Genomic DNA, 13,315 nt, shown 5'->3' with positions numbered 1-13,315 from the left:
CCGGCGTAACTACCGCCCGGCTTCGGACAGCGCCAGCCCGGTGCCCGCATCGAACAGGTGCGCACGGTCCAGGTCGACCGTGACGAGCAGCCGCTCGCCCGGCGTACCGGTGACGGTGGTTCGTGCCTTGACCTTGAGGATCTCCTGCCCCACGTGGACGTCGACCACCGTCCGGTCACCGAGCGGCTCAAGGCCGTAGAGCTCACCCGGCAACGACGCGTCCCCACGCTGCTCGACGGACAGGTCCTCCGCGCGCAGGCCCAGCAGCAGCGGACGACCGTCCTCGGCCGTGGTCCAGCGGGGCCGCGGCAGCGTCCAGCCTTCCGCGCCGACCAGACGGTCTCCCTCGGCGTGGCAGGCGAGCAGGCTGATCGGCGGGCTCCCGACGAATCCCGCGACCCACTGGTTGGCCGGACGCTCGTACACCTCGGCCGGCGTTCCGACCTGTTGCACCTTCCCCTCCTTGAGTACCGCGACCTGGTCGGCCATGGACAGGGCCTCGACCTGGTCGTTGGTCACGTAGACGAAGGTCGCTCCGAGGCTGCGGTGGATGCGGGTGAGCTCGGTGCGCATCTCGACGCGGAGCTTGAGATCGAGGTTCGTCAGCGGCTCGTCCATGAGAAACGCGCGCGGGCGACGTACCAGCGCCCGGGCCAGGGCGACGCGCTGCATCTCACCGCCCGACAACTGCGCGGGACGACGCTGCAGCAGACGTTCGATGTGCAGCAGGCTCGAGATCCGCTCGACGGCGGCGTCGATCTCGCTCGCGGAACAGCGGCGTGCCCGCAGCGGCGAAGCGATGTTGTCGTACGCCGTGTGCCGCGGGTAGAGGGCGTAGTTCTGGAAGACCATGGCCAGGTCGCGTGCGGCCGGGGCGTCACCGGTCGCGTCCCTCCCGTCCAGGTGCACCGACCCGGCGTCGAGCTTCTCAAGGCCGGCGATCGCTCGCAGGGTCGTCGTCTTGCCCGCCCCGGAGGGTCCGAGCACGACGAAGAACGATCCGTCCGGCACGTCCAGCGTCACGCCGTCCAGAGCCTGGACTTTGCCGAAGGACTTGCGCAGCCCGCGCACTGTCACGCTACCCATCAGGCCACCAGCTCTTCCGTGCTCGCGTCGTAGACCACCGGGGTCCCGCCGGTGTGCCGCAGCCCGACCGGTGCCTCAGCGGCGAAACGGACGGTCGGCGGCATCCGAACCCGTACGTCCCGGCCGCCGTGGTCGACCACGTAGATGATCTCGTCGCCGAGCCACTCGGCCGAGACCACGCGGGCCGGGACCGAACGCTCCGCCCGTGGTTCTGTGACTTCCAGCGCCTCCGGCCGTACGCCTGCGACCAGGCGACGGTCGCGCGGCAGGCCGGCCGGTGGCATGAGGGCCAGTCCGCCCTGACTGCGCAGCTTCCCGTCGGCCACCTCCACGTCGATCAGGTTCATCGGCGGGGAGCCGATGAATGCGGCGCAGAAGAGACTCGCCGGACGGTCGTAGACCTCCAGCGGCGTGCCGATCTGCTCGACGCGGCCCTTGTTGAGTATGGCGATCCTGTGGCCGAGCGACATGGCCTCGACCTGGTCGTGGGTGACGTAGACCATCGTCGTCCCCAGCTCCCCCTGCAGGTGCTTGATCTCCGTGCGCATGTCCGCCCGCAGCTCCGCGTCCAGATTGGTGAGGGGTTCGTCCATGAGGAAGGCGCGCGGTCGTCGCACCAGGGCGCGAGCGAGCGCGACGCGCTGCTGCTCCCCGCCGGACAGCCGGCGCGGCCGCCGGTCCAGGAGCGGACCGAGCCGCATCAGCCGGGCGGCCTCCTCGACCCGCTCGCGTACCTCCGCCTTGGGCAGTCCCTCGGCCCGCAGGGGGAACGCCAGGTTGTCGCGGGTTCTCAGATGCGGGTAGAGGGCGTAGAACTGGAAGACCATGGCGATGTCGCGCTCGGCGGGCGGCAGGTCGTTGACCAGCGTGTCGCCGATGCGGATGTCGCCCGTCGTCTGCCTCTCCAGGCCGGCTATGGCCCGCAGCGTGGTCGTCTTGCCGCAGCCCGAAGGGCCGAGCATCACGAACAGCTCACCGTCCTGGATGGACAGGTCCACGTGATCGACTGCGACCGTCCCGTCCGGGTAGCGCTTGTGCAGGGCCTTCACCTCGATGCCCGCCATCAGCGTCGCACCGCCCCGAGCGTCACACCGGCGACGAGGTGTTTGCGCACCAGGTAGGCGAAGACGAGCACCGGTAGGGCGAACACCATGGAGGCGGCGGCCACCAGACCCCAGTCCACGGTGGTTCCGCCGATGAGGCCGGCGATGGCGGGTGGAGCCGTCCGCACGCTGTCGCTGGAGGTGAGGAAGATGGCGAACACGAACTCGTTCCACGAGAAGATGAGTGCGAAGACCGCCGTCGCGGCGATCCCGGGCAGGAGCAGGGGCAGGGTGAATCGCCAGAACGCCTGCAAGCGGGTGTAGCCGTCGAGCATGGCGGCATCCTCGTACTCCGCGGGCACCTCGTCGACGAACCCCTTCATCATCCAGATCGTGAACGGGACGTTGAACGCGGCGTAGATGAGAATCAGGCCGAGCTTGGTGTCGATGAGCCCGACCTGGCGATACATGAGGAAGATCGGGATCACGACCACCACGGGCGGCATGAAGCGCGTGGACAGGATGAAGAACAGCTGGTCCTTCTTGGCCTTCATGGCGAAGCGTGAGTAGGCCCAGGCCGCCGGAACCCCCAGCACGGTGGCCAGCGCCGTGGAGGCCCCGGCGACCACGACGGAGTTGAGAAACGAGCCGGACAGGGTCGAACGACCGCCGGAGGAGGCGACGAACACGTCCTTGAAATGGTCCATGGTGACCTTGAAGTCGAAGAACTTGGCCGGGATGGCGTAGACGTCCCGGTTCTCCTTGATGGACGTCTCGATCATCCACAGCACCGGGAAGAGCATCACGACGGCCAGCAGGGTCAGCAGCACGACCTCCAGCGCGGAGCGGCCCCGGCCGCCGAAGCGGCGCGCGGGGGACCTGCGATCCCGGGCAGGCCGTGCGGACACGGCCTCGTCGACGGAGACTGCCATCAGTCCTCCTTGAGCTTGTTCAAGTAGCGCAGGTAGAGCTGTGTGAGGACGATGACGACGACGATCATCAGGGTCCCGTACGCCGAGGCGGTCCCGGTGTTGAAGCCCAGGAAGGCGACCTTGTAGACGTGGAACGACAACGTCTCGGTGGAGACCCCCGGACCTCCGCTGGTGAGGATGTAGACGAGGTCGAACAGCCGGAAGGCCTCGATGGCTCTGAACAGCACGGCGATGAGGAGCAGTGGCCACACCAGTGGAAGGGTGATGGTGCGGAACCGGAACCACTCGGACGCCCGATCGATCGAGGCGGCCTCGTACAAGTACGTGGGAACCGCGGTGAGGCCCGCGAGTGCGATGAGCATGATGAACGGCGTCCACTGCCAGGTGTCGACCAGGATCAGGGAGATCAGTGCCGTTCGCTGCCCGGTGAGCCACTCCACCTGCCCCAGGCCGAGGGAGCCGAGCATGCTGTTGATCACGCCGAACTGCGCGTCGAGCATGAATCGCCAGAACAGCCCGACCACGACCGGCGACAGCATCATCGGCACCAGGAACAGCGTGGTCAGCAGCCCTCGACCGTGCGTGCGCCGTGAGATCAAGTAGGCGATGGCGAAACCGAGCACGGTCTGCAGGGTGACCGCGCCGACCACGTAGACCAGCGTCGTCAAGGCCCTCAGGTGGACCTGCTCCGAAGCCAGGATGGCGGTGTAGTTCCCGAACCCGATGAAATGGGCCGGCCCCCCGCGGGTGGCCGAGTAGTCGGTGAAGGACAAGTACAACGCCCACAGCAACGGGAACACCGACATCGCGAGCAACAGCAGCAGCGCGGGCGAGGTGAAGGCCACGGCGAGCCCGCGATCGCTGAGGCGGCGGAACCGGCCCTGAGCAGGCGGTGTCGCAGACGCCGCCTGCCCGGGGTGGTCGGTCGTCAGGGGGGCGGAGTCGCTCACAGTCCGCCGCCGCCCTTCCCGCTGCCGGCGTCGAGCACGCTCTGCTGCTCCTTGGCGATGTCGTCGAGCGCCTCCTTCGGCGCCTTCGCGCCGTTGAGCGCCGCGTTCACGTTGGTGTTCTCGATGTCGACGAGGCGCGCGTACTCGGGCACATTCCACATGTCCCGCATCCGCGGCACCGAGTCGGTGTACACCTGGTTGAACGGCGCGGCATCGAGGAACTCGGGCGACTCCAGGGCGTCCGTACGCGATGGCACGCCACCGGCCGCGGCCCACTTCTTCTGGATGTCGGCCTGCTCGAACCACTTCATGAAGTTCAGGGCCTCGGCCTGGTTCGCCTCGGGGGAATAGGCCGACACGTGCATCCCCATGCCGCCGAGAGGCACCAGGTTCGTCTTCTGACTCGGCAGGGTGGCGAAACCCAGCTTGTCGAGGATCTGCTCCCGCGTGGTGCCGAGCGTCGACTGCTTCGGGTCGAGCAGGCCGCCGCTCGCGGCGATCCAGTTGAAGGCGATGCATGCCTTGCCCTGGGCGACCGCCGCGTTCACCTCGTCGATGAACCAGTTGCCCGAGCCCTTGGCGGTCAGCGGCTTCATCTTGTTGACCAGGACGTCCATCGCCTCCTGGCCCGCGGCGTCGTTGAGGACGCCGTCGATCTTGCGCGTCTTGGGGTTCCAGAGGTTGCCGCCGTAGACGCCGTTGACCGTGTTGTAGGTGACGGCCGCGGCGTCGGAGCCGTTGGCCTGGTGGAAGGCCAGCCCGCTGACGCCGGGGTTGTCCGCCTGGCACTTCTCGGCGACTGAGATCATCTCGTCCCAGGTCTGCGGTGGCTTGTCGCCGATCAGGTCCTTACGGTAGATCATCGTCCAGGTGTCGCCGAGCAGCGGCAGTCCGTACAGGCTGGCGTTCTCGTCGCGCTTCCCGGTCTCCGCCTGGGGGAACTGGCCGTAGGCCGCCAGGAGGTAGGGGTTGTATGCCTTGACGTCGATGTTCTTCTTGACGAAGTCGGTGATGTCCAGGATGTTGCCGTTCGTCACGGCCTCGCCGATGTGTTGCGAGTCCAGGATCGGGATGTCGAAGTCGGTCTTGTGCGCGGCGAACTGGGTGAACATCGCGTCGTGCCAGTTCGCGTTCGGCACGGTCTTGACCTTGATGGTCACGTTCGGCCGTTCCTTGGCGTACTCCGCGTTCGCGAAGGTCTCCAGCGCGTGGGCGGGGGGCCAGTCGAACCAGATGAAGCTGAGGGTCAGCGGATCTTTGGTGAGTTCCGGGATGGTCGCCGGCGCCTTGGGGGCGCTGTCGTTCTGGCCGCCGCAAGCCGCCACGGTCGTGGCCACCACCATGACCGCCGTCGCCAGCCGCACCTTTCGGCTGGGAACGGACAGTCGTCCTCTTCGCTTGGGATACCGCATCTTCTCGCCTGCTTTCTGGGCGGGGACTTCTGGAGCCTTGCTGCGTGCTTCGCCGAGCGGTTGCTGCATTGTTCAGGCGTGTCGCCGGCTGTCGCGGGAGCTGACCCGCGGACCGGAGACACGAGTACGCCGCGACGTGATGGGGCTTCAAGCAGTCGAACCGTGGTGGACGTCGAGCATGCTCATGGAAGCTCCAACTGATCGAAGCGGAGCGATGGCGGACGGTTCCCCGATAGGTGAGGATGGCTGGCATCCGCCACCTTTCCTATACGATCCGATAGGGAGCGTCAACATCCCGCAGTATGGCGACCGATGACAACAGGTTCCCGAAGACGCGAGAAAGGACCTCACGTCACGATGGACGACGAAGCGGTGATCGCGCGGCGCCGTGAGGCCATGACGGGCGGGACGCCGCCGCGGAGATCTCGCGGCCGGCTTGCCGACGAGGTGTACGACACGCTGCTCGGACAGATGATGTCGCTACGGATAGAGCCTGGCTCCCGCGTCACGATCGATGTCCTGGCGCGGGAGCTGGGGGTCTCACAGACGCCGATCCGAGACGCTCTGAACCGCATGGAGGCCGAGGGCCTGGTCGTGCGGGTGCCGCATGCCGGCTATCGCATCCCCCCTCAGATCACCCGTCACCGATTCGAGGACATGCTTGAGCTCCGCCTGCTCCTCGAGCCCGCGGCGGCGCGCAGATCCGCCGAACGCGCGTCATCGGAGCAGGTGGCCGGCATGCGACGGATGCTGGAGGACATGGCGGAGCTGGAGGGGGGCAAGGGACCCATGGCCTATGGCGCCTTCGGGCTGCGCGACGCCGCGTTTCACGATCTCGTCGCCCTGAGCGCGGAGAACCAGGTCATCCGCGAAGCACTCGCTCGCCTGCACACGCACGTGCACCTCTTCCGGCTGCACCGCGACGCCCAGGTCACTCACCTGGCCATGGCCGAGCACGAAGAGGTGCTGGCCGCGATCGCCGCGCGTGACCCCGACGCCGCCGCCTACGCCATGCGCCGGCACATCCTGCGCTCCGGCGAGCGGTTCCGGCGGTTGTTCGACGAGGCCGAGGGCGCGGACGGAATCGCGATGGAGGCTTGACGGGCGGGCCGGGGCCGGGGAATGCTAACTCAATCCGATCGGATCGGATTGGATCCACCTCACCCGCCCCAGATGCGAGGAGAAGCAGGTGCCCAGAGCGCTGCTCCTGACCGGCGACGCCGCCGAGGAGCTCGACACCATGTATCCCTACTATCGCGTGCAGGAGGGCGGCTGGGACGTCGACGTCTCGTCACGGACGATGCGTGACGTTCAGCTGGTCATCCACGAGTTCGACCCCAACTCCGACGCCTACGTGGAGAAGAACGGCCGGAAGCTGCCGGTGGACGTGCCCTGGGCCGAGGTCGACGTCGAGCGCTATGACGCCCTCATCATCCCTGGTGGGCGCGCTCCCGAGTGGATCCGGGTCGACGCCGACGTCAGGCGCATCACCGAGCACTTCTTCGCGCGCAACCTCCCGATCGCGCTGGTGTGCCACGGCGCGCAGGTGCCGGCCGTGTACGGGCTGCTGAAAGGGCGGAAGACGGCGTGCTTCCCGCCCATCACCGGTGACATGGAGAACGCGGGCGCGACGGTCATCGACGCTCCCGACGTCGTGGACGGCAACCTCGTCTCCTGCCGGGGGTGGCCCGACATGCCGCAGTTCGGCAGGGCGATGATGGAGGTCTTCTCGAAGTCCCTCAACTCCGCATCGTCATGAGCACGCCTGGCCTGTCCCGGTGACGGCACTGCGGACCGTCACCGTCGCCGGCTCCCCCGTCCACGTCCTGGAGAGCGGCACCGGGCCCGCGGTGCTGATGCTGCACGGCTCCGGACCCGGTACGACCGGATCCGGCGCCTGGGCGACGACGGCACAGGCGCTGAGCACGTCCTGGCGCCTGGTGGCTCCTGACCAGGCGGGGTTCGGCCGTACGCCGATCCCGGCGGGCTCCAGGGGTGGGCTCCGGCTGTGGACGGAGCAGGCCGCGGGCCTGATGGACGCTCTCGGCGCCGAGCGCTACGCCGTGGTGGGTCACTCCATGGGCGGCGCCGTGGCGCTGGCGCTGGCGGCCGCGCGTCCCCAGCAGGTCACCCGTGTCGTGGCGGTCTCGACGATGGGCACTCCCGGGGCGCCGCTGTCCGCCGAGCTCGACGCGGTCTGGGCCGCCGCCCCCGACCCGCTCGGGGCACGCGACATGTTGAGCCGCCTCGTCCTCGACCAGGCGCTCGTGACCGAGCCGGCCGTCGCCGCCCGTGCGGCCGCGATGCGAGCGGGGGCGGCCGCATACAAGTCGTTGTTCCCTCCACCCAGGGCACGTTGGGCCGACGACCTCACCCTCTCGGCGCGAACGCTGGCCGGGATCCGCGCGCCCGTGCTGCTCGTCCACGGCGCCGAGGACCGAGTCACCCCGCTCGGGACGGCAGCCCTGCCCCTGCTCGAACACCTGGCCGATGTCCGTCTGCACGTGTTCGGCCGGTGCGGGCACGTGCCGGCGCTCGAGCACCCGCACGACTTCAGGCGGCTCCTGTCGTGCTTCCTCAGCCGGGACCGAGGCTCCTGATCGCTGCGGCAGCAGCAGATCTGACGGTGTCACGGATACGGGAAGACGGGCGTGAACGGGAAATCGGTGCCCTGCTCAAGCCCTCGTCCCACGAGACACTCTGGTCGAGGCCGGCGGCGGAAGTGTCGGTGGTGGGTGCTTGGGTGAGAGCATGCGTTACGGCATCGATGTCGCGATCCTCGGTGACCTCGCGGAGCCGGCGCGGCTGGTCGCTCTCGCCTGCGAGGCCGAGGCGGCCGGGTGGGACGCCGTGCTGGTGTGGGATCATCTGGCCTTCGCCTGGGGCACGCCGTCGGCGGATCCGTGGGTGGCGCTGGCCGCCGCGGCCCAGGCGACCTCGCGGATCAGGCTGGGCACGGCGGTGACGGCCGTGGCCCGCCATCGTCCGGAGGTCCTGGCTCAGACCGTGGCGACGCTCGACAGGCTGAGCGGTGGCCGCGTGATCTTGGGGGCCGGGCTGGGTGGCGTGCGGGAGGAGTTCACCGCTTTCGGTTCGGCGCGTCCTGCCGGGGCGGTGCTCGATGAGGCGCTCGACGTGATGTCCTCGCTCTGGTCCGGTGACGAGGTCCGGCACCAGGGTGCTCATTACACGGTGGGCAGGGTGCGGCTCGCGCCGCTGCCGGTGCAGCGGCCCCGGGTCCCGGTGTGGGTCGGCGGCACCGCCGCGGGCGCGCTCCGGCGGGCTGCCCGCTGGGACGGCTGGATCGTCGCCGGCGACGACCAGGAGGGCCGTATGACGCTCTCGCCCGGCCCCCTGGCCGCTCAGGTCGCCGAGCTGCGCCGGCACCGGACCACCGCAGACGATCTCGACGTGGCGGTCATCGGCGTGAGCGAGCCGGGCTCGCCGGTACGGGCCTACGCCGAGGCGGGCGCCACGTGGTGGCTGGAGCACCTCCACGGCTACCGGGGCTCGGTGGAACGGCTGATGCAGCGCGTGAAGGCGGGCCCGCCCGCGTGACACACGTGCGGTGCGGGCGCGGCGCCTTGGCGGGTCGCTGGTGTCGCGACGCTCGCCATCACCAAGCGGATCGACCTCGCCGCCTATCCGTGCCCGTCCACGCTGGCCCAGTCGTACGAGCGGATCTGGGTCGGATACGGGTGCGGCCAGGCGGGGCAAGGAGGCGTCGTCGCCCTTGAGCTGTGGCGGCCGACGCCCGCCCTCGTGCCGATCGGGACGGGCACGACGCGGCCTCCGCTCCTCGCCGTCAAGGGCCACACGTTGCTGGCGGGCGAGCCGGGAGCCGGTCCCGCTTCGATCAAGGTGTACGACGTCAGCGCCGACCTGGCCACCCTGCGCGGCGAGATCCCCGCGGACACGTCCCTGCGGGATCTCGCCGTCGCCCACTACGGGGATATGGCGCTGTCGGCGCCGGCCGGCAGCGACCGGTTCGACGCCTGGGACACGACGGCCAACGCCAGGACGCGCGCCTACGAAAGGCCGGGCGAGCAGGGCGCCCCTGCCGCCGTCGCGGCCGGCCCGGACGACGACTACGTCGTGGGCGGCTGGAACACGGGCGACGCGGCGGAGCTCGTGGTGTACGACCAGGGCACGTCGGAGGTGATCTACTCGGCCGTGCTCAGGGTGACCGGCCCGAAGACGGGCGTCGTCGGTGAGCGGCTCGAGTTCAGCGGTACGTTCGCCGCCGACGGCATCACCTTCCCGCGCACCATCGTCACCATCGTCCGCCACGTCTCCAACAGTGACGGCACCACCACGCAGCCCGTGGCCAAGGCGGCTCCGGCCGCCGACGGGACGTTCGGCTTCGCCGACACGCCGACGGCGGCCGGCAAGCACACGTACGCCGTCCAGCTGGTGGGGAACTCGTCCATCGAGCCGGCGAAGACCTCCCGCGTGGTCCTCGTCTCCCAGCCACCCGCGTGACCCACCGACCGGGTGACGGCGATCCGCGTCGCCGTCACCCGCTGTCGCACTCGGCCGTCCCGAGCCGGCCCTCACCGTTGATCACAGGGTCGGGCCGGCGCAGCGGGTCACGACGCTGGGCACCTTGTGGGCGTTGTCGGCCTTGTAGGGGTAGGGCGGTTTCGTGAACGGGGTGACGCCGCCGCCGGTGCCGCCCGCGCCGGTGTCCCGCAGGCCGGTGGCCTGGTCGTAGACGTTGCCGCGCGCGGTGATGTACGACGGCCGCACGTACATGAACTGGTGCGGGTTGTTGGTCTTCTTGAAGTAGTTGTTCTCGATCAGCACCGAGGCGAGCGCGCCGGCACCCACGGCGTAGTTGTTGTCGACGGTCGTGTAGTAGTTGTTGTAGACGTGCCCCTTGCCGAACAGGACGCGCGGCATGCGCTGGTCGACCAGGTCGGCGAACCAGTTGTGGTGGTAGGTGACGTTCAGCTTCCCCGCGTCGATCTCGTCGTCGTTGGCGTCGGAGCCGTTCAGGCTGGCCAGGCGGTGCGGGTGGGACGGGTCGGTGTACCAGAACTTCACCCAGGAGACCGTGATCAGGTCCGAGCCCTTGGTGAGGTCGAGCAGCCCGTCGCCGGCGTCCCAGATGTTGAGGTGGTCGAACCACAGGTGGTGGGCGCCGCGGGCGGAGATCGTGTCGTCCGGCCCTGAGTCGGGCCAGAAGCCCTCGACGTTCAGGTTCCTGACGATGATGTTGCTGCTGCCGGGGGCGATGTTGATGCCGCCGTGGATGGTGGCGTTCTCGTCGGCGCCGATGAGGGTCTTGTTGCTGGCGATGTCGACGGCGTACGAACCGGTGGTGATTTTTCCGGATATGCGCAGCACCCGTGGCGTCGCGTCACCGCCGTACCGTTCCAGCTCCTCCAGCGTGGTGATGGTCTGGGGCGTCGCGTCACCGCCGCCCGTCGTGGTGCTCAAACCGTAGCCGGGGACCGTCCCCCATCCGACGAGACGGTCGTCACAGGGGGCGGCAGACGCCGCGCTCTGGCTGGTCGCGACGATGGTGGCGGCGAGGAGCAAGGTCGCGGCGGCGGCTTTGGGCGTGGCGGCCTTGCGGAGGCCGGTCACCGGTTTCATGGGAGGTTCCCTTCGAGGTGCCGAACGGGGGTCGCCGGTATGCACGGGGACGGGCGGAAATATCAGGAAATGACAGGCAGACTGCATTCCTTAGCATTTCCTGAGTTGAGAGCTTGAATAAATATTCAAACTTGAGTGTTCATACGGCAACGTTACGGTCGGACCGAAGTGCTGTCAATAACCCCTTGGTAACGCCGATCATGGGTGGATAGCGTGACCGGTGACCTGAGGCGGTGGTGGACCCTGTGCAGCAGACCCCGGACGAAGACGTGCCCCGCGCGCTCATCGTGAGCGGCCACCTCGTCGACGCCCCCGGCAGGAACCCGCCGCGCTTCCCCCAGGCGCTGGTCGGCGCGGTGACCGCCGCCATGAGCGCCGCCTTCGACGCCTGGCACGTGGGCCCGGGCACCACCGTGATCTGCGGCGGCGCGCGCGGCGCGGACATCATCGGCGCCGAACAGGCCCTCCTCCGCGGCGCCTCGGTGCGCCTGTGCCTGGCGCTGCCGCCTGAGGGTTTCGCCCGCCGGTCGGTGGACCTGGCGGGCACCGACTGGCGCGAACGGTTCGAGCGGCTGTGCCGGCGTGCCCGCGTCGCCGTACTGCCCGGGGAGCCGGGCCGCGGTGACGAGGTGTTCGCGCGTACGAACGAGTGGATGGTACGGCTGGCACGCGCCCTCGACCCCGAGCCGCGCGCGGTCGTCGTCTGGGACGGCCGGCCTGGCGACGGCGCCGGCGGCACGTCCGACCTGGTCCGCCTACTCGGTCACGGCACCACCGCCGAACGCCTGCACGTCATCGACCCGCGCCCCTGACGGCCCCCGTCGTACAGCCCTGGAGGGCGGGCTCCGCGCCCTCAGAGACGAGCTCGAAGGCCGCGCAGCCCACCCGCGGGACGCCGTGCGGATGCGGGAGGAACAGGCCAGGATCAGCGGTGGTACACGGCGCCGCCACCTGACACCGGAGCGTCGGTGGCTCGGGCTGGACGTGCCCGGCCTGACAAGCCCGTCCAGCGAGGTGATCGCGCCCGGCGACGCCGTACAGGAGCTGACCGCGCACGCCCGCGGCGACTACTGGCGATCCCCCTGGGGGTGGTGGCCCTCCTGTCCCGCCCGGCCGTCTTTCCGGCTACGAGGCCGCCGGGCGGTAGACGTCATTGACGTCCACGGGGGCCGCGCCGGCCGCCGTGCCGCCGCCCGGGATGTAAATCGTGCCGCCCACCGCAACGGCGGCGGTGCCGTGCCGGGGCACCGGCATCGGTGCCAGGCGCACCCAGCGGTCGTGCGCCGTGTCGTACGCCTCGGTCTCGGAGAAGACCGTGTTCGGGTTCGTCCCGTCGTGCCGTCCCTCGCCGCCGAACGTGTAGATCTTGCCGTCTACGGCCGCGGCGGCGATCCCGCCCCGGGCCGTCGGCATCGGCGCCCGCTCCGACCAGCGGCGCGCCCGCAGGTCGAGCGCGTACACGGTGTCGCGCACGTTGACCTGGCCCCGGTCGCGGCCGCCGAGCACGTAGAAGGTCGAGCCGATGACGGCGCCGCCGACGTGGTCGCGCGCCTGCGGAAGGCTCGGCAGCCGCTCCCACCGGCCGGTCGCGACGTCGTACGACGACACGAGGTCCACCGTGTCCTGGAGGCCGCCGGGGCCGGGCGTCAGCGTGCGCATGCCACCCGCCAGATAGATCTTCGTCCCGCGCACGCCCATGGCGGCGCTGCCCCGTTCGATGCCGGCGGGCATCGGCGGCAGCGGCGTCCACCTGTCGGTACGCGGGTCGTACACGAAGCTGTCCCGCAGTGCCTGCCACGACGCGCCGCCGGACAGCCCGCCGAGCACGTAGATCCGGCCGCCGACGGTCGCCACGTTGGGATGGTTCATCGGGACGGGCAGCGGGGCCGCCGTCAACCAGGTGTCACGCCGGGTGTCATAGACCTCCATCCGCCCGGTGGTCTCGACGCCGCCGGCCGCGTCAGGGATGATGCCGCCGATGAGGTACACCCGGTGGCCGACCGCGGTGACGCTGTGCTCCTGGCGGGGCCCCTGGCCGATGGCCGCCCGCGGCCGCCACCCCTTCCCGTAGACCGGCTCGACGGCGGGAACCGTCGCGGTCGCCGTGGGCGTCGGGTGGTCGGGGTGCGCGTGAGCGGGCAGGGCGGGGCTCGCCGCGAGGACCGCGCCGAGGAGCAGGGCGATACCACGTCTCATGTTGCCTCCTAGCCTTCGTCGGTGCTCGGGCCGTCGGGCCACGAACGCCTTGGGTCCCGTTCACGCTCGCCTGCCATCCGGCCGCGGGCCAGGGC

13 protein-coding genes are annotated in these 13,315 nt (G+C 69.8%); 6 read left to right on the top strand and 7 right to left on the bottom strand.

Annotated elements, in window-relative coordinates; translation table 11 throughout:
- Positions 1–9 precede the first annotated feature (9 nt).
- The 5 genes from AB0K12_RS12960 to AB0K12_RS12940 are packed head-to-tail and all read right to left on the bottom strand — an operon-like array spanning position 10 to position 5,423.
- Complete coding sequence (locus AB0K12_RS12960; RefSeq protein ID WP_364559290.1) at positions 10–1,071, bottom strand: ABC transporter ATP-binding protein; 1,062 nt, start codon at positions 1,069–1,071, stop codon at positions 10–12.
- A 14-nt stretch (positions 1,072–1,085) separates the two neighbouring features.
- Positions 1,086–2,150: an ATP-binding cassette domain-containing protein gene (locus tag AB0K12_RS12955; protein ID WP_364559287.1), complete on the bottom strand. Its 1,065-nt coding sequence runs from the start codon at positions 2,148–2,150 to the stop codon at positions 1,086–1,088.
- Positions 2,150–3,061 carry a carbohydrate ABC transporter permease gene (locus AB0K12_RS12950; protein WP_364559285.1) on the bottom strand — a complete coding sequence of 304 codons (912 nt, stop codon included), beginning with the start codon at positions 3,059–3,061 and terminating at the stop codon, positions 2,150–2,152. The genes AB0K12_RS12955 and AB0K12_RS12950 overlap by 1 nt, the downstream gene beginning before the upstream one ends.
- Positions 3,061–4,011, bottom strand: a complete 951-nt coding sequence (locus AB0K12_RS12945; protein ID WP_364559282.1) for a sugar ABC transporter permease — start codon at positions 4,009–4,011, stop codon at positions 3,061–3,063. The genes AB0K12_RS12950 and AB0K12_RS12945 overlap by 1 nt, the downstream gene beginning before the upstream one ends.
- On the bottom strand, positions 4,008–5,423 hold the full coding sequence (locus AB0K12_RS12940) for an extracellular solute-binding protein (RefSeq protein WP_364559279.1): 1,416 nt from the start codon (positions 5,421–5,423) through the stop codon (positions 4,008–4,010). Before AB0K12_RS12940 ends, AB0K12_RS12945 begins: the two co-directional genes overlap by 4 nt.
- Before the next feature lie 357 nt (positions 5,424–5,780).
- On the opposite strand from AB0K12_RS12940, the gene AB0K12_RS12935 reads away from it, so the two are divergent.
- From AB0K12_RS12935 to AB0K12_RS12915, 5 genes are all read left to right on the top strand, one after another.
- A complete protein-coding gene (locus AB0K12_RS12935) occupies positions 5,781–6,524 on the top strand; it encodes a GntR family transcriptional regulator (protein WP_364559276.1) in 744 nt (247 codons plus the stop codon).
- Positions 6,525–6,612: 88 nt separating this feature from the next.
- A complete protein-coding gene (locus AB0K12_RS12930) occupies positions 6,613–7,182 on the top strand; it encodes a DJ-1/PfpI family protein (RefSeq protein WP_345400512.1) in 570 nt (189 codons plus the stop codon).
- Positions 7,183–7,201: 19 nt separating this feature from the next.
- Positions 7,202–8,023: an alpha/beta hydrolase gene (locus tag AB0K12_RS12925; protein ID WP_364559272.1), complete on the top strand. Its 822-nt coding sequence runs from the start codon at positions 7,202–7,204 to the stop codon at positions 8,021–8,023.
- Between the two features lie 151 nt (positions 8,024–8,174).
- The gene (locus AB0K12_RS12920; protein WP_364559269.1) at positions 8,175–8,981 is read left to right on the top strand and encodes an LLM class flavin-dependent oxidoreductase; all 807 of its coding nucleotides are present in this window, start codon (positions 8,175–8,177) and stop codon (positions 8,979–8,981) included.
- A gap of 204 nt (positions 8,982–9,185) precedes the next feature.
- Complete coding sequence (locus tag AB0K12_RS12915; protein WP_364559266.1) at positions 9,186–9,905, top strand: hypothetical protein; 720 nt, start codon at positions 9,186–9,188, stop codon at positions 9,903–9,905.
- An 81-nt stretch (positions 9,906–9,986) separates the two neighbouring features.
- On the opposite strand, the gene AB0K12_RS12910 is transcribed toward AB0K12_RS12915, so the two are convergent.
- Positions 9,987–11,024 carry a hypothetical protein gene (locus tag AB0K12_RS12910; RefSeq protein WP_364559263.1) on the bottom strand — a complete coding sequence of 346 codons (1,038 nt, stop codon included), beginning with the start codon at positions 11,022–11,024 and terminating at the stop codon, positions 9,987–9,989.
- A 245-nt stretch (positions 11,025–11,269) separates the two neighbouring features.
- Here AB0K12_RS12910 and AB0K12_RS12905 point away from each other — a divergent pair, with 245 nt between their 5' ends.
- The gene (locus AB0K12_RS12905; RefSeq protein ID WP_364559260.1) at positions 11,270–11,836 is read left to right on the top strand and encodes a hypothetical protein; all 567 of its coding nucleotides are present in this window, start codon (positions 11,270–11,272) and stop codon (positions 11,834–11,836) included.
- A 313-nt stretch (positions 11,837–12,149) separates the two neighbouring features.
- Here the strand turns inward: AB0K12_RS12905 and AB0K12_RS12900 are convergent, their stop codons facing one another.
- Positions 12,150–13,220, bottom strand: coding sequence for a kelch repeat-containing protein (locus AB0K12_RS12900; RefSeq protein WP_364559257.1), 1,071 nt, complete (start codon positions 13,218–13,220; stop codon positions 12,150–12,152).
- Positions 13,221–13,315 lie beyond the last annotated feature (95 nt).

Origin of the sequence: Nonomuraea sp. NPDC049419 (assembly GCF_040676995.1) — a bacterium.
Classification (GTDB): domain Bacteria; phylum Actinomycetota; class Actinomycetes; order Streptosporangiales; family Streptosporangiaceae; genus Nonomuraea; species Nonomuraea salmonea.
Note: the sequence above shows the minus strand (reverse complement) of the source record. Positions and strands in the feature narration are given on the sequence as shown.

Bases quoted from the DNA above. Each gene is read 5' to 3' on its own strand.
- AB0K12_RS12900 (WP_364559257.1), bottom strand. From the start codon at position 13,220: ATGAGACGTGGTATCGCCCTGCTCCTCGGCGCGGTCCTCGCGGCGAGC.
- AB0K12_RS12940 (WP_364559279.1), bottom strand. From the start codon at position 5,423: ATGCGGTATCCCAAGCGAAGAGGACGACTGTCCGTTCCCAGCCGAAAG.
- AB0K12_RS12950 (WP_364559285.1), bottom strand. From the start codon at position 3,061: ATGGCAGTCTCCGTCGACGAGGCCGTGTCCGCACGGCCTGCCCGGGAT.
- AB0K12_RS12920 (WP_364559269.1), top strand. From the start codon at position 8,175: ATGCGTTACGGCATCGATGTCGCGATCCTCGGTGACCTCGCGGAGCCG.
- AB0K12_RS12955 (WP_364559287.1), bottom strand. From the start codon at position 2,150: ATGGCGGGCATCGAGGTGAAGGCCCTGCACAAGCGCTACCCGGACGGG.
- AB0K12_RS12910 (WP_364559263.1), bottom strand. From the start codon at position 11,024: ATGAAACCGGTGACCGGCCTCCGCAAGGCCGCCACGCCCAAAGCCGCC.
- AB0K12_RS12935 (WP_364559276.1), top strand. From the start codon at position 5,781: ATGGACGACGAAGCGGTGATCGCGCGGCGCCGTGAGGCCATGACGGGC.